Here is a 21,877-nt window from a genome sequence, read left to right on the forward strand (position 1 = left end):
CTCGGCCGCGCGGGCGCGTCGGGTGTAGCCGTGCGCGGATCGTGCTGTTTGGCGCGATGCCGCTGAGCGTGCGCGCGCCTCGCGCCTGGGCACTCGCTCCGCGACCCCCGCTGCGGCCCGCACCGTCTGCTCGCGGTGGTGCGAGATCGCCCGTCGCCTGGCTGGGAGGAGGGGGCGAAGTCAGAGCGCCATCGAGGCGCTCTGACTTCGCTTTCGGAGACTGCGCGACGCGGGTTGGGGCGGTTTCGGCGCGCCGGGCGTGAACAATTCTGTAGACCGGCTCGCCGGGCTCCGATAGGTTCGAGTGCACAGGGGGACTCACTCAGCCCCCGAGTCGCGCGGCGGCGAGTGCCGGCGCGGGGCGCCCCGAGGACGTCTGGTACGGCGCCTAACGGTCGCGGGTGAACGGGCTAACTGGGCCTCGTTCGAAACTCTCTACGCCGAGAAGGAGGTGATCAATTGGACCAACGTTGCACTACGGCGAGTGAGGTGGTGGCGTCCTAACGCCATTCTTCGCCGAAGAGATTCTCTTCTTCTCGGTGACTGTCGGGACGCCGTCCCAGGCCACCGCCCCGGAAGCGCGGACGCCGTAGCCGCACCAGGGAACGCGCCTCAGAGCGCGAACCTGCTTCCGGGGTTTCTTTTGCCCGCGCGCCGACGGCGCGCAGAGGCGCGACCGATGCGGCTCGTGCGCGCGGCGTGAACCGCGTCGCGGCGGCGGAGCACACCGGGCCGCCCTCGCGCGCTCGTGCAGAGTCGCGCTGCGATCAGGCATGCTCGCGGACCGTCCTACGAACGCGAGGAACCGCGATGCGCGCTTGGCAATTCACTGCGACCCACGCTCCCTTGATGCGCGCCGAGCTGCCGGAGCCGCTCGCCGGCCCGGGGCAAGTCGTGGTCGACGTGCGCGCGGCTGGGCTCTGTCACTCCGATGTCGGACTGATGGAGGACGAGGGCTGGCTCACGATGCTGGCCAAGCGCCCGATCACGATCGGGCATGAAGTCGCGGGCGTGGTCTCCTCGCTGGGTGCTGGCGTCTCCGGCTGGCGACTCGGCGATCGCGTCGGGATCTGTCCCACCACGCCCGCTGGCGCACCGGGCTACGCGTACGACGGCGGCTACGCCGATCGCATCTTGGTCGACGCGCAAACCCTCGTGCGCATTCCGGACGGCGTTTCCTTCGGCCTCGGCGCGATGGCCACGGATGCCGGCATGACTTCGCATCACGCGATCATGGCGACGGGTGGCCTTCGGCCGGGCATGAAGCTCGGGATCATCGGCCTCGGCGGCCTCGGCCAGATCGGCGCCCGCGTCGGCGTGCTGGCGGGTGCGGAGGTGTACGTCGCCGAGATCGACGAACGCGTGTGGCCGCTCGCGGAGCCGCTCGGCGTGAAGCGCATCGCGCGGTCGATCCGCGAGTTCCAGCGCGATCGCCTCGACCTGATCGTCGACCTAGCGGGCTTCGGCACCACGACTGCGGAGGCGATCGAGACCGTGCGCCACGGCGGGCGCGTGGTGCAAGTCGGCATGGGCCGCCTCGAAGCGACGATCAGCACGAAGGCGCTGATCCTCAGCCGCGTCACGCTCTGCGGATCCGCCGGCGGCACGAAGGAAGATGTCGAGGGGATCTACCGCTACTTCGCGACGGGGAAGCTGGACCCCGCGCTCACCGACATCGGCTTCGACGACATCCCTGGCGGGCTCGCGCGGCTCGCGCGCGGTGAGGTGAAGGGAAGGCTCGTCGCGCAGATCTCGCGCTGACCGCGTGGCCGAGGGAAGCGCACCGCGGCCTCTTCTCCGCCGAGGGTTGATCGCGGGGTTCCTGCTCGCGACTGCGGTCGCGCTGGCGAACGCGCTGCCCCTGGAGATCGTGCAGCAGCACCTCGCGGCGGGGGAAGCGCCGCTCTGTGGCGCCGGTGTCTCGCTCGGTGCGCTGCGCGTAACGCCCGAGTTCGCGTGGCGCGCTGACCAGAAGGAGCGGCCGCGCCGCGAGGAGATCGCGCTGCGCGCACTCCGGGCGGAGCTCGCCGAGCTGCCATGCGCGCGCGGCTTTGCGTTCGCGGGCGAGGCGGATGCCGCGAGCGCGCCCGACACCGAGCTGAGCATCCGCCTGCACGAGCTCGGGCCGAGCTTCGTGGTGACGCTGCTGCCGCCGCAGTGGCTCGGCTGGAGCGAGGTGGACGCCACCCTGCGCGCGACGCGCGTTACCGACGGCGCGGTGCTGCTCGACGCGCACGTGACGCGCCGCCGTGGCGGGCCCTTCGCCTTGCGCGGCGAGGCGCCGCTCGAGAGCGAGCTGCGCGCTGCGCTCGCGCCGCTCTTGCGAGGCGCGCCTGTGAGATGATGCGCGGCTCACACTCGCGCACGAGGTCGAGATGAAGTTGCTACCCGCGTTCACGCTCTCGCTCGCGGCCTTGCCGGCGGTCTCCGCGGCCGCGTCGCCCGAACAGAATCTCGCCGCGGCGCTTCGGCTGGAGACGATCTCGCACGAGAACGCGGCGGAATTTCGCGCGGCGCCGTTTCTCGCGTTCCACCGTCTCCTCGAAGCGACCTATCCACGCGCGCACGCGGCGCTCACGCGCGAGATCGTCTCGGACTACAGCCTGCTCTACACGTGGCGCGGCAGCGACCCGAAGCTCGCGCCACTGCTGCTCACTGCGCACATCGACGTCGTGCCCGTCACGCCCGAGGCGCTCCCGGATTGGGATCACCCGCCGTTCGCCGGGAAGATCGCGGGGGGTTTCGTGTGGGGGCGCGGGGCGCTCGATTGCAAGGGCAGCCTGATCGCGACGTTCGAAGCGATCGAGCAGCTCGCGGCGAGCGGCTTCGCGCCGACGCGCACGGTCTACGTCGCGCTCGGGCACGACGAAGAGATCGGAGGCGACCGCGGCGCGGCGGCCATCACCGAGTTGTTACGGAAGCGCGGCGTGCGGCTGTGGCTGAGCCTCGACGAAGGGCTCGCGATCGTGAGCGGCGCGGGCGGCATCAGCGGCTCGGCGGCGCTGATCGGCGTCGCGGAGAAGGGCTTCCTCACGCTCGAGCTCACGGTGCGCGAGCCGGGCGGGCACTCGAGCACGCCGCCGAAGCAGAGCGCGATCGGCCGGCTCGCGCGCGCGGTGCAGCGGCTGGAGGAGAACCCGCTGCCTGCGCGCGTCGAGGGCGTGGCCGCGCAGACCTTCGATGCGCTCGCGCCGCAGCTGCCGATCGAGCGCCGCATCGTGCTGCAGAACCGCGGCCTGTTCGGCCCCGTGCTCGAGTGGTTCCTCGCGAGCGATCCCGCGACGAACGCGATGATTCGCACGACGACCGCGGTGACGATGGTGCGCGGCGGCGTGAAGGAGAACGTGCTGCCGCAGTCCGCGACTGCGACTGTGAACTTTCGCCTGCTTCCCGGCGACACGACGGACGGCGTGATCGCGCAAGTGCGCCGCATTCTCGACGACGACACGATCGAGATCGCGAAGCGCACCGCCGACGAGCCGTCCGCGGTGGCGCCCACCGATGGCGCGCAGTTCGCGGCGCTGAAGGCCGCGATCGAAGAGGTCGACCCTGGGCTGCCGGTCGCCCCCGGCCTGGTGTTGGGAGGCACCGACACGAAGTGGTACGGCCAGATCTCCGATGCGGCGTATCGCTTCGTTCCGTTCCACCTCGACCCCTCGGACATCAAGCGCCCGCACGGCACCGACGAGCGCATCAGCGTGGAGAACCTCGGATTCGGCGTGCGCTTCTACGGCGCGCTGATCCGCAATACCGCGGGAGCGGGCGCGAAGTAGCGAGGCCTAATTGCTGAGGCCGTTCCAGATCTCGATCGAGGTCGGGCCGGGCGGCGCATCGCGCACCAGCTCGGGCGGAAGCAGCTCGGCCGCGCCCGCGAAGGCGGACTGCGCCTCGGCGCCGCGGCGCGCGGCGAGCAGCACGCTCGCGCCCTGCAGGAGGTCGCCCGCACGCACTCCTCGGCGATCGCTGAGGGCGACCCGCGCGGTGAACGCGAGCCACTCCGAGGCGACGAAGCGCGGAGCGCCGTGAGACCGCGCCGACGCGAACTCGAGCACGGGCGCGCGCGCGCGCTCGAGTGCTCCCTCACCCAGCAGGGCGGGGTCCACGCGGCCGATGTCGAACAGCGCGGGCCCGCGCTCCTGCGCGATCCAGCGATCCTCGACGCCCGCGAGCGCGCGCCAGCGAGGTGCGGGCAGCGGCTCGCCACTCGCGCCGCCGCACAGCGCTGCGATCGGGAAGGAGGCCAGGAAGTCTCCGCGCAGAAGGCGCGTCTCGGGGAATGCAGAAGTGAACGAGCGCGCCACGAGCGAGAACTCGTGGCGCGTCAGCTGATAGAGCGGCAGCCACTGACAAAACATGCCGCCTTCCGCGAGCCGCGCGCGCGCGTTCGCGAAGTGCTCGGCCGAGAACAGCGCGCCGCTGCCCGCCTGCCACGGCACGAACAGGTCGCCCACGATCACGTCGAAGCGCTCGCGCGTGGCGACGAGGAAGCGCGTCGCGTCGTCTGCCACGACTCGCGTGCTTGCATGCGCGTAGACGCCGGCGTTCTCCGCGTGGAACCAGTCTCGCGCCGCGCGCGCGACGCCCGGCACGATCTCGACGAGCGTGATCGACTCCACGCCATGCGCGAGCGCCGCGCTCGCCGTGCTGCCGGTCGCGCTGCCGAGGAAGAGCGCGCGCCTCGGCGCGGGGTGCAGCAGTAGCGGGAGATGCCCCTGGCGCTCCTGGCGCACGCGATCGCGCGCGCCGCCGAGGAAGTAGTGGTTGTCGAGCTGAAGCTTGCGGCCGTCCGCGCCTTCGAGCACCGCGACCAGGCCCGCAGCGCTCTCCTCGACGTGCACGACGCGCTCGCCCTTGGGCACGCGCAGCGCCGGCTGTGCGCGCGGACTCGCGACGACGACCATCAGCCCGACGAGAACTGCCGCGTAGACGGCGAAGCGCGCTCCGAGCGAGCTCGCGAGGGGACGCCACGACCCCAACAAGTAGACGCCGCCCACCGCCGCGAGCGCGCCCCAGAGGCCGAGTGCAGGCACGAGCAGCGCAGGCGCGAGCACGGCGCCCGCGAGCCCCCCAGCCGCGTTCCACGCGAGCAGCCGCGCGCTCGCCGCGCCGAGGCTGCGCGGATCGCGCGCGCTGTGCTCGCTCGCCACGGCGAGCACGCTCGGGAACACGCACGCGGCGGGCAGCAGCACCGGGGCGAGCGTCGCGAACGAGACTCCCGCGAAGGCCCACAAGTAGGCGGGCCACGGCGCGGCCACTTCGAGGATGCGCAGGCCGCCCGTCGCGGCGAAGAAGTAAGCGGGGAACACGACGAGCGCGCCGGCACTGAGCGACAGCGAAACGCCGAGCGCGACGCGCGGGCGCGCGCGCTGCGACAGCGTCGCGACGAACAGCGACCCGAGCGCGATGCACACGAGCGTCACGACGAGCACCGCGCCGAACGCGTACGACGACTGGTTCGAGACGCGGCCCAGCGCCTGCGCGAACAGGCTCTGCGCAGCGAAGCTCCCGAACCCGGAGATCGCTGCGCACGCGAGCAGCCAGCGGGGAAGCGCGCTCGTGGGTGCGGCATCGACGTCGCGCTCGAGCGCGAACCAGTGCGGCGGCGGGATGCGTCCCATCCAGCGCGATGCGGCCAGCCCGAAGAGCCCGCATCCGAGCGTGAGGCCAGCGCCGAGCAGGAGGCTCGCGTGCAGCCCCGCTCGCTCGACGAGCACGAAGCTCGCGAGCGCGGCGCCCGCGGCGCTCCCGAGCGCGTTCAGCGCATAGAGCCACACGCCAGCGCCGCCGAGCGTGCGCGCGCCGCCGAGGCAGGCGGCGTAGAGCACCGGCGCGAGCGCGCCGAGCGCGAGTGCGGCGGGCAGCGTCGCGAGCAGGGCGCCGGCCCCGCGCGCGGCGGCGAGCCCGAGCGGCGCCGCGAGCAGTGCGTCGTAGTGCGCGTCGAGCGCGGCGCCGAAGATCCGTAACAACTGCGGCGCCGCGATCGCGCAGAGCGCGCCGGCCGCGGCGAGTGCGCCGAACGCGCGCAGCGAGTTCTCTGCGCGCGCGACGATGCGCCCGCCGAGCCACGCGCCGCCGGCTTGCCCGAGCACGAGTGCCGCGAGCGTCGCCGAGACCGCCGCAGCCGCTCCGCCGAGCGCGAGCCGAAGCTCGCGCAGCCAGAGCGTCTGCACGATCAGCGCGCCGATTCCGACCAGCGTGAACAAGAGCGCCGCGAGCGGCAGCGGGACGCGTCCAGCACCGCTCGGCGCGAGGCTCACGCGCGCTCGCTCCGCGCCGCGAGCTCGGCTTCGACGCCCGAGATGTCCGCCGGCACGTCCACCGGAACGCTGCGCCAGCCCTCGATCACCGCGCAGCGGATCGCGTAGCCGTGCTCGAGCGCGCGCAGCTGCTCGAGCTTCTCCGCGCGCTCCGCGGGCGTTTGCGGGAGCGCCACGAACTTCAGCAAGAACTCGCGGCGATACGCGTAGAGGCCGACGTGCTGCCAGAGCGGCGCCGCGCTGGCCGGATCTCGGGACGCGGGGATCGCGGCGCGCGAGAAGTAGAGCGCGTTGCCCGCGCGATCGAGCACGGCTTTCACGCGATTCGGGTCGCGCGCAGCTTCCGGCTCGGCGCGGTGCACCGCGGTCGCCATCGCGCACGCGGGCGCTGCGGCGAGCGCTTCGACCACGGCATCGATCACGAAGCCCGCGATCAGGGGCTCGTCTCCCTGCACGTTCACCACGACGTCCGCGTCGAGCTGCGCCGCCACTTCCGCGACGCGGTCCGTGCCCGTCGCGTGCGCAGGCGAAGTCATTAGGGCGCGCGCGCCGAACGAGGCGCAGGCGTCGGCGATGCGCGCGTCGTCGGTCGCAACGACGACGTCTGCGAGGCGCTTTGCGGTGCGTGCGCCGGCGACGACCCACTCGAGCATGGGCCTGCCCGCGATGCGCGCGAGCGGTTTCCCAGGGAAACGCGACGCAGAGAAGCGGGCAGGAATGATCCCGATGGCGCGCACGCGCCGAGCGTAGCCGCGTTCGAGGGCCGGACGCGCCCCCGACCGCGGCTCGAGCGGAGTCGAAGCGGAGTGCGCGGCGACGCGGCGATCGGCTCGGTAGCGTGCTCGACGATGACGGCAGCCTCGCAGCGCAAAGTGATCGCGGTCGCGTCCAACAAGGGCGGCGTCGGGAAGACGACGGTCGCGACGAATCTCGCGATCGCACTGCGCGCGCTGCACGAGGATCTGCCGATCCTGCTGGTGACGCTCGACGATCAGACGATCGTGGAGCGCATGTTCCGCGTCGGCGAGGCGAAGCCGGGCGCTCGCACGCTGCGCGACGCGTTCGCGCAGCGCAGCTTCGCGGGCGTCGCCGAGCTCGGGCAGTTCGGCGTGCACTTCGTTCCCGCGGCGAGCGATCTCGAAGCGCTGAAGGCGCGCGCCGCGGAGCCGCTCACGCTGCGGCGCATGCTCGAAGCGAGTGGCTGGAGCGGCCTCGTCGTCCTCGACACGAAGTCCGACCTCGAAGCGCTGACGCGCAGCGCGCTCGCGGCGTGCGACCTCGCGATCTTCCCCGTCGCCGATCGCGCCTCGCTCGAGGAAGCGGAGAAGGCGTTCGAGCTGTTAGGGAGCGCGGGTGGCAATGCCGCGCGCGGACGCGTGCTGTTCACGCTGGTCGACCGCCGCACCAAGCTCGACGCCGAGGGCCGCGACCTCTACGAGCGCCTCGCCGAGCAGGCCGAAGCGCGCGGCTGGCCACGCTTCGCCGCGTACCTCTCGCGCAGCCCGCGCGTCGAGGCGATCAACTCCGCCGCCGCGCGGCCGCGCTCGATCCTGCACGAAGCGAAGGGCACCCTCGCGCACAAGCAGCTTCGCGAGGTCGCGGAGGAGGTGAGCAAGCTGCTCGCCCTCGGCGAAGGCGCCGCGCCGCGTGAGAGCGCGAACACGGCCCCGCCACAGTCGCCGCGTCGCGACGAGCCTGCGCCGCGCGACTTCGCCGCGGGCCTGCGCAGCGCGCTCTTCCGCGGTCTGCGGGGGCGCTGAGTGGCGGTGCGAACGAGGAAGACCGCGCGCAAGACGCGCGGCGGCGCGAAGTTGCGGAAGCGCGCCGCGTCCAGCCGTGCGCGGAAGAACGCAGGGTCAGACCCTGCGTTCCCGTTCCGCCCCGCGCGCGGTCCGCTCGACGGCGTCACGGTCGTCGACCTCACGCGCATCCTCTCGGGCCCGTACTGCACGCTGATGCTCGCGAACCTCGGCGCGCGCGTGATCAAGGTGGAGCGCCCCGGCGCGGGCGACGACGCGCGCGCGATCGGACCGTTCACCGCGAACGGCGACTCCGCGTACTTCGCGAGCGTCAACCACGGAAAAGAATCGGTCGCCCTCGATCTCAAGGACGCGCGCGACCGGGGCGCGTTCGAGGCGCTCGTCGACGCCGCCGACGTGCTCGTCGAGAACTTCCGCCCCGGCACGATGGAGAAGCTCGGCTACGGCTGGCGGCGCGCGAAGAAGCGCTGGCCGCGCCTCGTGTACGTGAGCGTCTCCGGCTTCGGCGACACGGGGCCGCTCCGAACGCGCCCGGCCTACGACATGGTCGTACAGGCGATGGGCGGGATCATGTCGATCACCGGCGAAGCGGGCGGGAGACCCACGCGCGTCGGCACCTCGATCGGCGACATCGCCGCCGGCATGTTCGCCGCGACTGCCACGATCTCGGTGCTGCGCCAGCGCCAGCTGACCGGTGAAGGCGCTCGCGTCGACGTCTCGATGCTCGACGCGCAAGTCGCGCTGCTCGAGAACGCCATCGCGCGCTACGTCACGAGCGGGCAGGTGCCGGGCCCGATCGGCTCGCGCCATCCCTCGATCACGCCCTTCGGCGCCTTCGACACCGCGCGCGGCCAAGTCGTGATCGCCGCCGGCAACGACGGCCTGTTCCGCAGACTGTGCGAAGTGTTAGGGACGCCCGAGCTCGCGCGCGACACGCGCTTCGCCACGAACGGCGCGCGCTGCGCGAACGAGCCGGCGCTGCGCGTCGCGCTCGAGCGCGCGCTCGCGAGCGCCGACGCTGCGACCTGGCTCGCGCGGCTCGAAGCCGCCGAGGTGCCCTGCGCGCCGGTGCAGAACGTCGCCGAAGTGCTCGCGCACCCGCAGGTGCTCGCGCGCAACATGGCGCTGCCGATCGACGCGCCCGAGTACGCGGGCGTGCTCGTGGCGGGGAATCCGATGAAGATCTCGACGATGCGGGAGAGGAAGAAGGCGGGGAGCGTGCCGGCGCTCGCAGATCGAAAACGGCCTCTGCGCCGCTGACCTCACCGCCTCCGCACTTCGCCTCCCTCCACCACCCACACCTCATCCGCATCGCGAATCGTGCTGAGGCGATGCGCGATCACGAGCACGGCGCGACTGCGGCTCGCTTCGCGCAGCGTGGCGACGAGGCGCTGCTCGGTCTCGGGGTCGAGCGCGCTGGTGGGCTCGTCGAGGATCAGCAGCGAGGCGTCGCGCACGAGCGCGCGCGCGATAGCGAGGCGTTGGCGCTGGCCGACGCTGAGCGCGCCGCCGCTGCGGCCGAGTGGCGTGTCGAGTCGTTGGGGCAGTGCGCGCACGAAGTCGTCGGCGCCCGCCAGCGCGAGCGCGCGCCAGAGGTCGGCCTCGCTCGCGCCCGCGTTTCCGAGGCGAAGGTTCTCGGCGACGGTCGCGTCGAACAGCTGCGTCTCCTGGAACACGAACGCGATCTGCGCGCGCAGCGACGCGAGATCGGCGCGCGCGAGATCGAGGCCGTCCCAGGTGATGCGGCCCGCGCTCGGCGTGAGAAAGCGCGGCAGCAGGTAGGCGAGGGTCGTCTTGCCTGCGCCCGCGGCTCCGATCAGTGCGGTCACGCGGCCGGGGCGCAGCGTGAGGCTCACGTTCCGTAACACCTCGCCGCCGCTCGCGCGCGCGACCGACACGTTCTCGAGTGCGATCTCGCGCGAGAGCCGGCCGACGCGCTCGCCCGCGGCGCCGTCGGCTTCACCGGGCAGGTCCATCAGCGTGAACACGCGCTGGAGTCCGGCGGCGGCGTCTTGTAGGCGCAGCCAGAGCGCGCCGACGTCGAGGCAGGCGAACGCCAGCAGGCCGAAGTACGCGAGCAACAGCAAGAAGTCGCCGCGCGAGAGCGCGCCGTCGATGACGAGGCCGCCCACGTGGAAGAACGCCGCCCCGACGATCGCGGCGCCCGGCACGAGGCCGAACGCGAACGCGCCCATACCGAGCGCCACCTCGCCGCGGTAAGTCGCGAAGGCGTCCCAGCTCGCGCGGTCGTAGTGTGCGCGCTGCTTCGCCTCGGCCCCCAATGCCTGCACCGCGAGCACGTTGTGCAGGCCCTCTTCGAGCGCCTCGGTGGCGCTGGCGCCGCTCGCGCGGGCGCGCTCGGCGCGGCGGCGCATCGCGGCCGCGAAGGGCAGCGAGGCGAGGAACGTCACGACGAGCAGCGCCGCGCCGAGCTGCCAGAGCAGCGGGTGCGCGCCGAAGCTCGCGTTCATCGCGAGCACGACGCACACCGCAAAGACGCCCGACGTGACCGGCGAGAGCGCGATGCGGTACGCGGCCTGGGTGAGCGCGGGCGTGTCGTAGAGCACGCGAAAGAGCGCGTCGCCCACGCTCTCGTCGTCGAAGGCGCGCAGCGGGAGCCGCGCGAGGCGCGCGTACACCGCGGAGCGGTAGTGGTGGTTGAGGCGCTGCGTGAGGCGCAGCGTGAAGAGCGCGTCCGCGAGCCCTAACAAGCCGCTGCCGAAGCTCCCGCCCTCGTTCGCCTCGTTCTCCGTGCGCGATGCGCGGTCGAAGCCGCCGGCGAGCTGCGAGTCGGCCTGGCTGCGCTCGGTGGCGCTCATGCCCACCGCGCCGATCAGCGCCGCGAGCGCGAGCTGGAAGAGCACGCACGCGAGCAGCATCTCCTCGGGTGAGCTCGAGTAGGGAGCGAAGAGCGCGGCGATGAACGCGGGATGCGGCAGCGGCTGCTCGCCGAACGGGATGCCTTCGATCACGTGATCGACGATCAGCTTCACCGGCCACGGCAACAAGAGCAGCGGCAGAGACGCGAGCAGCATCAGCGCGCCCTTGATCGCGAAGGCGCCCTTGGCCGGTGCGACGTACGCGAATGCGCGCGCGAGCAGCAGCAGCGTCGCGAGCGTGCCGCTCATCGCGCGCTCGCCTGCTCGGCGCCGAGGTCGTGCGCGACGAGCCGCGCGTAGACGCCACCCCGCGCGAGGAGCTCCTCGTGCGTGCCCTGCTCGGCGATCACGCCGCCGTCGAGGACGAGAATCTGGGTCGCCGAGCGCACGCTCGCGAGGCGGTGCGTCACGAGGAACACGAGGCGTCCCCGGGCCCACTCGCGCAAGTTCGCGAGCACGCGGCGCTCGGTGTCGCCGTCGAGCGAGGCGGTGGGCTCGTCGAGGATCAGGATCTGCGGCTGCTTCGCGAGCGCGCGCGCGAGCGTGAGTCGCTGGCGCTGCCCCGTGCTGAGGCCGGCGCCGCGTTCGCCGAGCTGCGTGTCGTAGCCCGCCGGAAGCCGCGCGATGAACTCGTCCGCACACGCGATGCGCGCGGCCTCGCGCACGGCGTCGTCGCTCGCGCTCGGCGCGGCGTAGCGGATGTTCTCCGCGATCGAGGCGCGGAACAGCAGGTTCTCCTGCAGCGCGATGGACGTGTGCGCGCGCCAGCTCGTGATCGTGAAGTCGCGCAGGTCGGAGCCGTCCACCGTGATGCGCCCCGCCTGCGGCTCGGCGAGCCGCAACAACAGCGACATCAGCGTGCTCTTGCCCGCGCCGGTCACGCCCACGACGGCGATCACGCTGCCTGCCGGCGCATCGAAGCTCACGCCCGTGAGCACGCGGCGATCCGCGGCGTAGGCGAAGCGCACGTCCTCGCAGCGCAGGCCGGAGTCGAGGCGCACGAACTCGCGCGCCCCCGGCGCGTCGCGGACCTCGGGCTCCACGTCGATCAGCTCGAACACGCGATCGAGGCCGATCGCGACATCCTGCGCGCGGCCGAGCGTCCGCAACAGCTGGCGCAGCGAGCTGGCGCCGTCGCCGAAGCGCAGCTTCGCGTAGTTGTAGGTGGCGAGCGTGAACACGCCGAGGCCGAGCGTGCCGAGCCCGATCGCGTCGAGGCCCGGGATCGGTGCGCTGCGCGCCGTCGCGAGCGCGAGCCACGCGCCCGAGGCGACGAGGCCGAGCGCGCAGGTCCAGAACAGCGTGACGCTGTACTTCACGAAGAAGCTGCGCGCGGCGTGGGCGGCGGCGAAGGCGCCCGTGCTCGCGCGTTCGAAGCGCGCCTGCTCGAAGGGCTCGGCGCCGTAGGCCTTCAGCACGCGGATGCCGGCGAGGGTCTCCTGCACGCGCGCGGTGAGCGCGCTCTGCGCCTCGCGCGCGGCGCGGAAACGCGTGCGCATGCGCGGCGTGAAGAATGCGCCGAGCGCGAGCATCACGGGCGTGAGCACCGCGAGCAGCGCCGCGAGCTGCCACGAGAACAGCGCGCAGAGCGCGAGCGCGAAGACGAAGCGCGCGAACGTCGCGACGGGGATCAGCAGCAAGAGCTCCACGAGCTGCGTCGCCATCGCGCTGTCTTGCAGCGCGCGATACATGGCGTCTCCGATGCGCTGCTTCGCGTGGAAGCGCATCGAGAGCTGCGTCAGCCGCTCCACCAGCCGAACCCGTAACAACTGGTTCACGCGCTGGAGGATCCAGACCTGGTAGTAGTAGAGCGCGAGCACCGGCGGCACGAACACGACGCTCGTGACGCCGCCGAGGATCACCGCGCGCAGCAAGATCGCGCGGCGCTGCGCGGTGCTCGGCTCGGCCTCGAGCGGGAGGCGCAACAACTCGGCGGCGAGGGGCGTCAGCGGCTCGCCTTCGAGCGCGCGGGTCCACACCAGGTCGAACAGGAACGCGCCGATCGGGAAGAAGAGCAGGGCGAGCAGGCCGAAGCCGCCGCCGAGCGCGAGCAGGTGCAGCCGCACGGGGCGCAGCAGCGTGAGGCAGCGCCGTGCGAGGCGCGCGAGCTCGCGGGCGCCGAGGGCGTGCGGGGTTGCGACTTCGTGGCTCTCGGCTGCGGCGGACACTCGGCTCCGGTCTCGGCGGTGGGCGCGCCGCGAATGTAGGCGCATCCGAGCGCAAGCGGACGGGGGCGAGACACATCCGCGAATCGAGAGTTCGGCTTCTGACGCCAACTCTGCGATTCTCGCGTGCGCTTGCGTGCGGCTGCGTTCGCATCCGCACCACTCGCGTCCCCATCGCGCGCTGCCATCTTGTCGAAGCGCGCAGGGCACGGCCGCTGGCGCGCAGCGAGGAGCGAGGCATGCGGCGCATCGAGCTGAGCGGCACGCACGCGGCGATGGGCGAGGCGTTCGGTGAGGCGTTTCGCAACGAGATCGCGCGGCTCTACGCGATCCGCCTCGACAACGCGCTGCGCCAGGCCACGCAGTACGGCGGCCGCGCCACCAGCGAGGCGGATCTGCTGCGCCTCGCGCGCGCGTGCCTCGCGGCGAGCGAGCGCTTCGACCCGCGCGGCACCGCGGAGCTGTGCGGCATCGCGCGCGGCGCGCGCCTCGGCGAGGAGCAGGTGCTCGCGATGAACGGGCTCACCGACTTGCGCGACGGCCTCGCGTGGGGCGACAGGGACGAGGTCGGCGCCGCGGGCTGCACCGCGCTGATCGTGCAGCGGGATGCCACGGCCGACGGCCGCGCGCGCCTCGCGCAGAGCTGGGATCTCGCGAGCGACAACGCGCCGTTCGTCGTGTTCGTGGCGCGCCGTCCCAGCGAGGGGCCGCGCACGTGGTCGGTGACCACCGTGGGCTGTCAGTCGCTGATGAGTCTCAACGAGCACGGGCTCGCGCTCGGCACGACCAACCTGCGCACGACGGACGCGGGCGTGGGCGTGCCCTACCTCGGGCTGATCCACCGCGCGCTCGAGGAGCGCAGCGCCGAGGCTGCCTCACGCGTGATCGCGAACGCGCCGCGCGCGGGCGCGCACAGCTACCTCGCGCTCGATCGCGCGGGTGCGGGCCGCGTGCTCGAGTGCACGGGCAAGCTCGCGCACGAGGTTGCGGTGGAGCGCGGCACGCACGTGCACACGAACCACTGCCAGGTGCCGGCGCACGTCGCGCTCGAGGCCGATACGCCGCGCAAGTCCTCGGAGGCGCGCCTCGCGCGCATGCGCGAGCTGCTTGCGGCGAAGCTGGGCTCGCTCGACTCCGCGGAGCTGCGTTCGTTCTACGCAGACCGAGCCGGGGGATCGCTCGCGATTTGTCGAATGGACTTCGACGGCATCAGCACGAACGCCGCGAGCGTCATGACCCCTGAGACCGGCGAGTTCTGGGGGTGCGCCGGAGTGCCCGAGACCCCAGGACATTGGGAGCGCTTGCTGTAGGCCGTCGCGCGCAGGCGCCCTCGTTCGGCGCCACTGCTCACGACGTTGCTGCGATTCCCGTGACGCGCGAGTCGTCTCTACAGCGCCGCCTCGTAGCTCGCGCTCTGCCCGTCGCTCTCCGCGATCTCGACGCACAGCGTGTCGATGCCGAGGCTCGCGAGCTTGGGCGCGAGCGCCCGCCAGAAGTGCGCGGCGAGCGCCTCGACCGTGATGTTCGAGACGGGGAGGCGCACGGTGTCGCCCGCCGGCAGCCGATAGCTGCGCCCCGCGACGCGAACGTTCGTGTCGTCGCCGCACTCTTCGATCTCGACGCGGTCGCCCGCGCGCGGCAGCAGCACGCGCTCGTCGAGCGCGGCGCACAGCCTGCGCACCTCGTCCTTCACGACGCGCGCTTCGACGAGTATGCCGTCCGCGCCCACGCGTACGCCCGTGACGCGCACGCTCACCCGGTAGCTGTGGCCGTGCAGATGCTCGGCGCTGCCGTCCGCGAACCAGGTGAAGTGCGCTGCCGCGAACTTGAAGTCCGACTTCGCGAGGTGGAGCGTGAAACGCGGCGCGGTCATGCGCACGCGACTCTAGCCCGCCACTTTCGCGGTGATATGGTGCGCCGCCTCGAATCGAGGAGTGGCGACGTGAGCGAGCGAGTTTCTGCAACCGGGACGTGCACGCGCTGCCGCGCGGAGCTCGACCTCGCCTCGGTGCGCGTCGGCGAAGCGTGGTTCTGCCGGGCGGCGTGCGCCGCGGGCGAAGTGGTCACGCGAGCCCCCGCGGTCGAGAGCGGGGCGCTGATCAACCGCCCGCGCCGCTACTTCGCGCGCCGCGATGCGAAGGAGCTGAAGCGCCGCGGCGCTTGAGGGCTGGCTCGCAGCGCCGCACTCGCGCCACTCTCCGCGGTTCACACGGAGGAACCGCGCGATGTCTCGCTACGCAGGCAAGGTCGCCATCATCACGGGCGCGTCGGGCGGCATCGGCCGCGCCACCGCCAAACGGCTCGCGTCCGAAGGCGCGAGCTTGTTATTGACGGACCTCGCCGGGCCCGGCCTCGAGGAGTCCGCACAGCAGGCGAAGGGCGCCGCGCGCGTCGAGACGCTCGCGGTCGACGTGAGCCGCGAGGACGACGTGAAGCGCATGATCGAGACCGCCGTCGCGCGCTTCGGCGGCCTCGACTTTCTCGTGAACAACGCCGGCATCGAAGGCGCCGTGTGCCCGATCGAGGAGTATCCGGTCGACACGTTCGACAAGGTTCTCGCCGTGAACGTGCGCGGCGTCTTCCTCGGCGTGAAGCACGCGGCGCCCGCGCTGCGACGGCGAGGAGGCGGCGCGATCGTTAACCTCGCGTCCGTCGCGGGATTGCATGGCGACCCGAACATCGTCGCCTACATCGCGAGCAAGCACGCCGTCATCGGCATCACGCGCAGCGCGGCGATCGCGCTCGGCCCGCATCAGGTTCGCGTGAACTCGGTGTGTCCGTCGCCGGTGGAGACGCGCATGATGCGCGCGCTGGAGACGGGCCTCGCGGGCAACGCGGCCTCCGCGGAGCTCGTCAAGAAGGCGATGGCCGAGCGCATTCCGATCGGCCGCTATGGCGAGCCCGACGAGGTCGCCGCACTGATCGCGTTCCTCGGGAGCGACGAGGCGCGCTTCATCAATGGATCGCAGTACACGATTCACGGCGGCATGAACCCGCACTGACCGCACAGCGCCGCGGCATCCCGCCCAGCTTCGTTGCGCTCCCCTCGCCGTATAGGACATACGGCTTCGGGTCGCGGCGCCTCGCTGGGCGGGCGCCGCGGCGCTGTGCGGCGCGCCGCGGCATTCCGCCCGGCTTCGTTGCGCTCCCCTCGCCGTATTGGGAATACGGCTTCGGGTCGCGACGCCTCGCCGGTCGGGCGCCGCGACTCAATGCGGGCAGCGAGTAGTTCGACGGCTCGCTGGGCGGGCGCCGCGACGCTGTGCGGCGCGCCGCGGCATTCGGGCGCCGTGGCGCTGTGCGGCGCGCGGCGGATGTGTCGCTAGGAGAGGATCGCGCCGGCGCTGCGCAGGTGTTCGCGGAGCTTCGCGACGTCGAGGTGGGCGGGGTCGCAGCCTGCGCGCAGCGCGAGGGCGGCGGCGCTGCCGGCGGCTTCGCCGGTCGCGAAGCAGGCGGGGATCTCCTTGGTCGCGTGGTGCACGCGGTGGTCGACGGAGATGCAGCGGCCGGCCACTAACAAGTTCGGCGCCTCCTGCGCGAGCAGGCAGCCGTAGCGGATCGAGTAGAGCGAGCCGTACTGAGTCCAGTGCCCCGTGAGCGCGATCGCGTCGTCGAAGATGCGGTCCATGTCGTCGCGCTGCAGCACGGCGCGGCCGACGAGGCGGCGGCTCTCGGTGATGCCGAGGTGATCTGCGACGCGGCACAGGTGAGCGCGCGCGAAGGCGGCGTCCTCCTTGCGCAGCCGATCGAGCTCGGCCATCACGCGGCGCCGGCACTCGAGCTCGGCGTAGGTGAGGTCTTCGGGCGAGGTCGCGTCGATCGCGCGCGAGATCTTCTCCGTCGCGCCCCACGGCATCAGCACGCGGCCTTCGCCGATGGTGCGAAAGCCGCGCCCGCGCGCGGCGGCGGCGTCTGCGTCGTCGACGCCGCCGAGCACGAACCACTGCCACGGCAGCACTCGCTCGGTCTCGTGCGCGCAGCCGAGCCGCGCGAACAGGTCGCCGTCGCCGGTCGCGTCGACCACGCTGCGCGCGCGGATCGCGAAGCGCCCCGCCTTCGACTCGAACAGCACGCCGGCGACGCGTTCGCCCTCGCGCCACGGCTCGCAGCCCCAGGCGTGCAATAACAACTCGACGCCGGCCTCGCGTGCGAGCTCGGCCAGGGCGAACTTCATCTCCTCGCAGTCGTAGGCGACCGAGTACCGCACCGCATGCGGCGAGCGCCCCCACACGAGGCCGAAGCGCTGCTCGCGCCCGACGAGGTGCTTGTCGCTGCGGCCCCACTCGCTCGCGTCGGGGTAGTAGGCCGCGCCGCGCGCCGCGAGGCGCTCCACGACTTCCTGGCAGATCCCGCCGACCACTTGCCGCCCACGCCCGTCGTCGAGCGTGAGCAAGAGCAGGATCAGCCCGCCGCTCGCGAGCCCGCCGAGCGAGCCCGTGCGCTCGACGAGCATCACGCGCGCGCCCGCGCGCGAAGCCGCGACGGCGGCCGCCACGCCGGCGCTGCCGCCGCCGACCACGAGCACGTCGGTCTCGTGGCGAACGGGCGTTTCGCGCGAGGGCTCGCGCAGCGCGGCGGCAGAAGCGGGCGTCGTCATGTGCCGCCATCGTGGAGCGCGATCGCGGTCCGTTGCAACAGACCTTCGAGCGCCTAGACTGCCGCGCCTTCTTCCCCGATAGCTCAGCTGGTAGAGCAAGCGGCTGTTAACCGCTAGGTCGTAGGTTCGAGTCCTACTCGGGGAGCCAGTTCTTTACGAGCTTCGCTCGCCTCTATCGAGGAGAGGCGCGATCGCACGAGCCGCCCGGCTCGCTGCGCGCGGACTGAGCGAAGCGCTTCGCGCGTTCGCTCGGTCCGCTTGCGCGGGATCGAGTTGGGGCGGTCTTCGCTCGCCTCCATCGGGGTGACGAGCGACAGCGCGAGCCGCCCGGCTCTTGCGCCTTACGCGAGCTCCGTTCGCTCGCGCGCTGGCGGCGGCTTCTCAGCGCTACTCCGCCTGGACCTCCTTCGAGGGCGCGACTTCGCGGCCGTCGGGGAGTACGCCGATGATTCGGTAGCGGTCGTTGCGCTTGCCGGAGGCGTGGGTGTGCTCGGCGTTCGTGGTGCGCGCGATCTCGTCGTCGTCGTGCAGCACGCGGGTCTCGCGGAAGCTCGCTTGCGCGGCGGGGTTCCAGCGCAGCGTGACGCCGCTCGGCGTTGCGTCGGCGCGCAGCTGGTAAGCGATCGCGACGATCTCGACGGGCTCCGAGGCGGGGGAGCGCAGCTCGTCGGCGTCGAGCGCAACGATGCGGTAGCTGGCGCGCTGGCCGGGTGCGATGTCCGAGTCCGTTGCGCTCGAGGCGGAGGCGGGCACTTCCGCGACGGGCTCGTAATCGTCCTCGCCTTCGAGCCGTCGCAGCAGCTGGTAGCTGCTCAAATCGCCTTCGACGTTGGCGTCCCACTCGAGCGTGTTGGCGCCGATCGTCTGCGCTGCGACGCGCAGGCGCGTCGGCGGTAGCGGCTCGCCCTTCGTCACGGCGCGCTGCGCGCCGCTCGGGTCTCCGACCCCGCCAGCCGCGTCGACGCAGGCGACGCGGTAGTAGAAGACGCCGAGATCGGGCAGCGCTTCGTCCAAGTACACCGTTTGGTGTCGGCCCTCGATGCGCGCGAGCGTCGCGTACTCGCCGGTTGGGCTCGGACTGCGCGAGACGACGTAGCCGGTGACGCGAGGGTCCTCGGCGGGCAGCCAGCGCAGCGCGACGCGGCGCGGGAGATGGCTGTAGGCCTGCACCTCGGCGGGCGGCGCGGGCTTCGCGGCGGTCGTGCCCGACACGACGGCCGGCGCGGCGCTGCCGACGCGGCCGGAGCGGTCGAACGGACGCACGCGGTAGTAATGAGTCTCGCCGTGGAGGAGGCCGCCGCCGGCGACGCCCGCGCTCCGCTTGGGCGCGAGATCGAGACCGCGGTCGACGTACACCGTGCTGAAGCGATCGGCGAGGGTCGCGATGTACGAGAACGGACCGTCGGCGGTGGGCGCGCGATCGATCACGTAGCCCGCGACCTCGGGCTCGCGGCTCGCGTCCCAGCGCAGCGGGATCGCGCGCAGCTCGCCGCTCGTCGCGGCGAGGCCCTCGACGCGCGCGAGCGCGGCGTTCGGCTCGTCGCGCAGCTCGGGCGCCGGCTCGGGGCCGCGCGGCGCGAGCTTCTCGCGCATCTCGCCGAGGTCGAGCGAGGTCGCGCAGCCGAGCGCGCCCGCGAGTCCTAACAACAGCGAAGCGGCGCGGGCGTTCATCGCGGCGCGGACACGGGCGGCAGCGGTGCGGCGCGCAGCTCCTCGAGGCGATCGAGCAGCTTCTGGGCGCGCTGCGCGTGCTCGCGCGCCTCGGCGTTGCCCGGCTCGATGAGCAGCGCGCGCTCCCACTGCTCGAGCGCGGCGCTCAGGTCTTCGTCCTGGAAGTGGCGGCGGCCCGCCGCGATCAGCATCGGCACCTGCGGCGCGAGGGCGCGGCGCAGCGAGGCGAGGTGGCTGCGCGCACCGGCGTGGCGCGCATCGGCGTCGAGCGCCGCGAGGTCGTAACGGATCGCTTGGATCGCGTCGCCGGCCGCCTCGGACGCGAGCGCGTTCTGGAGGAAGCCATCGGCGCGAATCTCCGCCTCGCTGTTGCGGGGCCGCGCCGCGCGCGGGGAGGGCGCGAGATCCTCCGGGTCGGGATCGGTTGCGGCGGCAACCTCCGCGTCCGGCGTGGCGGCGCGCTCGCGCTCGATGTACGCGAGGTAGCCGCGCGCGCTCTCGTTCTGGGGATCGAGCTCGAGCACGGCGCGGAAGGCGCGCTCGGCGCTCGCGTAGCGCCCGGCCGCGAAGCCGTCGCGTCCGCGCGCGAGGCTCGCGTCGATGCGGCTCGCGAGCGCCGCGGCGAGGCGACGCTGCTCGTCGGCGATCTCGGGCGAGAACGCGTCGAGGATGCGCAGGCGTGCGACGTGCACGCGCGCCGCTGCGAGATCGTCGCGCGCGAAGGCGGCGCGGAATTGCACGAGGCCCTCTTCGCGCGAGGTCGCGAGCCGCCGCGAGAGCTCCTGCACGTGCGCGAGCAGCGCGGCGTCGCTCGGCTCGAGGCGCATGGCGAGGCGGTAGTCGAGCACGGCCTCCGCGAGTCGCCCGCGCTCTTCGAAGTAGCGCGCGCGCTGCGTGTAGCGCGCGACGAGCTGGCTGCGCTCGTCGGCGACGGCCTCGATGCGGCCCTGTGCGCTCGGGTAGTCGAGCTCGGCCGAGTCGATCGCCCGCCACGTCTCGATCGCGCGCTCGCGATCGCCGCGCTGGTACGCCCTCTCGCCCTGCTCGAGCGGAGTCGTGCACGCGAACGCGGCGCACGCGAACAGCAGCGAAGCCGCGATGCGCACTGCGCAGGCGTCGGCGCGTGAACGAGCTGACGCCGGAGGCGACGCCCCAGCCGACATCACCCGACTTCGCATCAAGCGGCCTCTTCTCCGCTCGCGCGCAGATCGACGGAGTAGACGTGCACGGGCTCCTGGCGGCCGGAGAGCTGGCGCTCGCCCTCGAAGCGCAGGCGGTGGCTGCCACGCACGCGGCGCTGCACGGCTTCGGAGACGAGGATCTCGCCCGGTCGCGCAAGCTTCTCGAGCCGCGCGGCGACGTTCACGGCGTCGCCGATCGCGGTGAAGTCGGTGCGGCGATCGGAGCCGATGTTGCCCACGACCACCGGCCCGGTGTGGATGCCGATCCCTACGCCGACCGCGCGCCCGTCGTCGTCGAGCTTCGCGTTGCGCTCGGCCACGGCGCGCTCGATCGCGACCGCCGCGGTCACGGCGGCAACGGGGTGGTCGTTGCTCGGAATCGGAGCGCCGAAGTACGCCATCACCGAATCCCCGATGAACTTGTCGATCGTGCCGCCCGACGAGAGGATGCAGTCGCTGATGAGCTGAAACACCTCGTTGAGAAGGGCGACGACGTCGGTTGGTTCGAGGTTTTCCGACAGGCGAGTGAAGCCGCGGATGTCGGCGAACAGCACGGTCACGTCGCGCTCGGCGCCTTCGAGCTCGGCGCCCTCGGGGTTCTCGAGCAGCGTCTGCAAGACGTAGTCGCTCGCGTAGCGGCCGAACGCCCGCTGGATGCGCTCCTTCTGCTGCAGCGACTCGCCCATCTCGTTGAACGCGGCCGTCAGTTCCCCGACCTCGTCGCGCGAGGTGGGCGGGACGCGCACGGCGAGGTCGCCCTTCGCGAGCCGCTCGACGCCGCCGCGCAGCCGGCGCAGCGGGCCGACCAGCAGCGCCACGAAGCCGAGGCCGGCGACCACGCCGAAGGTCGTGACGCCGAGCGCGACCCACGCGAGCTGAACCCGCGTCTCGCGCAGGATCGGCTCGACGAGGCGCGCGAGGTCGATCTCGATCCGCGCCTCGCCGATGCGATCGCCGCTCCAGGTCACCTCCGCAGCGATCTCGAGCTGGTCTCCGCGGCGCTCGAGCCGCACGCCGTCCTCGTAGGTCGGTGCGACACCCGTGGGGATGCCGACGAACGTGGGCTCCAGCGCCGCCGCCACGTGGCCGTCGCGCTTCACGAGCTGCACCGCCACGACGCCGCGCTCGCGCCCGGTGTTCTGCACGAGCGCCCCGAGCGCGAGGGTGTCGTCCTCGATCAGCGGCACCTTCGCGTCTTGGGCGAGGTTCTTCGCGAGCGCGATCGACGCGCGCTCGATCTCCGCCACGACCGAGGCGCGCTCGTGGTTCGTCGCCATCGCGGCGAGCACGACGCACGCCACCACCAGCAGGGCGACGACGAGGGCGCTGAACTTGAGTTGGAGAGATCGCAAGCGCGACTCCCGCCT

The 21,877-nt window shown here is 72.6% G+C and carries 17 protein-coding genes and 1 tRNA gene; 9 read left to right on the forward strand and 9 right to left on the reverse strand.

Annotation, left to right across the window (positions count from 1 at the left end; translation table 11 throughout):
- Positions 1-810 precede the first annotated feature (810 nt).
- From FJ091_07260 to FJ091_07270, 3 genes are read left to right on the forward strand one after another with little or no spacing between them, the layout of a single operon-like run.
- The gene (locus FJ091_07260; GenBank protein MBM4383156.1) at positions 811-1,761 is read left to right on the forward strand and encodes a zinc-binding dehydrogenase; all 951 of its coding nucleotides are present in this window, start codon (positions 811-813) and stop codon (positions 1,759-1,761) included.
- Positions 1,762-1,807: 46 nt separating this feature from the next.
- Positions 1,808-2,344: a hypothetical protein gene (locus FJ091_07265; protein MBM4383157.1), complete on the forward strand. Its 537-nt coding sequence runs from the start codon at positions 1,808-1,810 to the stop codon at positions 2,342-2,344.
- Between the two features lie 31 nt (positions 2,345-2,375).
- The gene (locus FJ091_07270) at positions 2,376-3,773 is read left to right on the forward strand and encodes a M20 family peptidase (protein ID MBM4383158.1); all 1,398 of its coding nucleotides are present in this window, start codon (positions 2,376-2,378) and stop codon (positions 3,771-3,773) included.
- Between the two features lie 6 nt (positions 3,774-3,779).
- Here FJ091_07270 and FJ091_07275 read toward each other — a convergent pair whose 3' ends face one another.
- Together FJ091_07275 and kdsB are read right to left on the reverse strand one after the other, a co-directional pair.
- Positions 3,780-6,257, reverse strand: coding sequence for a hypothetical protein (locus FJ091_07275; protein MBM4383159.1), 2,478 nt, complete (start codon positions 6,255-6,257; stop codon positions 3,780-3,782).
- Positions 6,254-6,994, reverse strand: coding sequence for a 3-deoxy-manno-octulosonate cytidylyltransferase (gene kdsB, locus FJ091_07280; GenBank protein MBM4383160.1), 741 nt, complete (start codon positions 6,992-6,994; stop codon positions 6,254-6,256). The genes FJ091_07275 and kdsB overlap by 4 nt, the downstream gene beginning before the upstream one ends.
- Positions 6,995-7,105: 111 nt before the next feature.
- Here kdsB and FJ091_07285 point away from each other — a divergent pair, with 111 nt between their 5' ends.
- Complete coding sequence (locus tag FJ091_07285; protein MBM4383161.1) at positions 7,106-8,017, forward strand: ParA family protein; 912 nt, start codon at positions 7,106-7,108, stop codon at positions 8,015-8,017.
- A gap of 51 nt (positions 8,018-8,068) precedes the next feature.
- Positions 8,069-9,277: a CoA transferase gene (locus tag FJ091_07290; GenBank protein ID MBM4383162.1), complete on the forward strand. Its 1,209-nt coding sequence runs from the start codon at positions 8,069-8,071 to the stop codon at positions 9,275-9,277.
- A 2-nt stretch (positions 9,278-9,279) separates the two neighbouring features.
- Here FJ091_07290 and FJ091_07295 read toward each other — a convergent pair whose 3' ends face one another.
- Complete coding sequence (locus FJ091_07295) at positions 9,280-11,145, reverse strand: ABC transporter ATP-binding protein (protein MBM4383163.1); 1,866 nt, start codon at positions 11,143-11,145, stop codon at positions 9,280-9,282.
- Positions 11,142-13,064 carry an ABC transporter ATP-binding protein gene (locus FJ091_07300; protein MBM4383164.1) on the reverse strand — a complete coding sequence of 641 codons (1,923 nt, stop codon included), beginning with the start codon at positions 13,062-13,064 and terminating at the stop codon, positions 11,142-11,144. The genes FJ091_07295 and FJ091_07300 overlap by 4 nt, the downstream gene beginning before the upstream one ends.
- Before the next feature lie 236 nt (positions 13,065-13,300).
- Here FJ091_07300 and FJ091_07305 point away from each other — a divergent pair, with 236 nt between their 5' ends.
- The gene (locus tag FJ091_07305; GenBank protein MBM4383165.1) at positions 13,301-14,371 is read left to right on the forward strand and encodes a hypothetical protein; all 1,071 of its coding nucleotides are present in this window, start codon (positions 13,301-13,303) and stop codon (positions 14,369-14,371) included.
- Positions 14,372-14,448: 77 nt separating this feature from the next.
- Here FJ091_07305 and FJ091_07310 read toward each other — a convergent pair whose 3' ends face one another.
- Positions 14,449-14,934, reverse strand: coding sequence for a 6-carboxytetrahydropterin synthase (locus tag FJ091_07310; GenBank protein ID MBM4383166.1), 486 nt, complete (start codon positions 14,932-14,934; stop codon positions 14,449-14,451).
- Positions 14,935-15,003: 69 nt separating this feature from the next.
- Between FJ091_07310 and FJ091_07315 the strand changes: the two genes are divergently transcribed.
- Complete coding sequence (locus FJ091_07315) at positions 15,004-15,225, forward strand: hypothetical protein (protein MBM4383167.1); 222 nt, start codon at positions 15,004-15,006, stop codon at positions 15,223-15,225.
- Between the two features lie 61 nt (positions 15,226-15,286).
- A complete protein-coding gene (locus FJ091_07320) occupies positions 15,287-16,063 on the forward strand; it encodes an SDR family oxidoreductase (protein ID MBM4383168.1) in 777 nt (258 codons plus the stop codon).
- A 320-nt stretch (positions 16,064-16,383) separates the two neighbouring features.
- Here the strand turns inward: FJ091_07320 and FJ091_07325 are convergent, their stop codons facing one another.
- Entirely contained in the window at positions 16,384-17,658 is a 1,275-nt protein-coding gene (locus FJ091_07325; GenBank protein ID MBM4383169.1) for an FAD-dependent oxidoreductase, read from the reverse strand.
- 72 nt (positions 17,659-17,730) lie between these two features.
- On the opposite strand from FJ091_07325, the gene FJ091_07330 reads away from it, so the two are divergent.
- Positions 17,731-17,806, forward strand: a tRNA-Asn gene (locus FJ091_07330).
- Between the two features lie 239 nt (positions 17,807-18,045).
- Here FJ091_07330 and FJ091_07335 read toward each other — a convergent pair.
- From FJ091_07335 to FJ091_07345, 3 genes are all read right to left on the reverse strand, one after another.
- Positions 18,046-19,329 carry a hypothetical protein gene (locus FJ091_07335; protein MBM4383170.1) on the reverse strand — a complete coding sequence of 428 codons (1,284 nt, stop codon included), beginning with the start codon at positions 19,327-19,329 and terminating at the stop codon, positions 18,046-18,048.
- Positions 19,326-20,435 carry a hypothetical protein gene (locus tag FJ091_07340; protein ID MBM4383171.1) on the reverse strand — a complete coding sequence of 370 codons (1,110 nt, stop codon included), beginning with the start codon at positions 20,433-20,435 and terminating at the stop codon, positions 19,326-19,328. Before FJ091_07340 ends, FJ091_07335 begins: the two co-directional genes overlap by 4 nt.
- Positions 20,436-20,506: 71 nt before the next feature.
- Positions 20,507-21,862: a HAMP domain-containing protein gene (locus FJ091_07345; GenBank protein MBM4383172.1), complete on the reverse strand. Its 1,356-nt coding sequence runs from the start codon at positions 21,860-21,862 to the stop codon at positions 20,507-20,509.
- Between the last annotated feature and the right edge of the window lie 15 nt (positions 21,863-21,877).

It is taken from the genome of Deltaproteobacteria bacterium (assembly GCA_016875395.1).
Classification (GTDB): domain Bacteria; phylum Myxococcota_A; class UBA9160; order UBA9160; family UBA6930; genus VGRF01.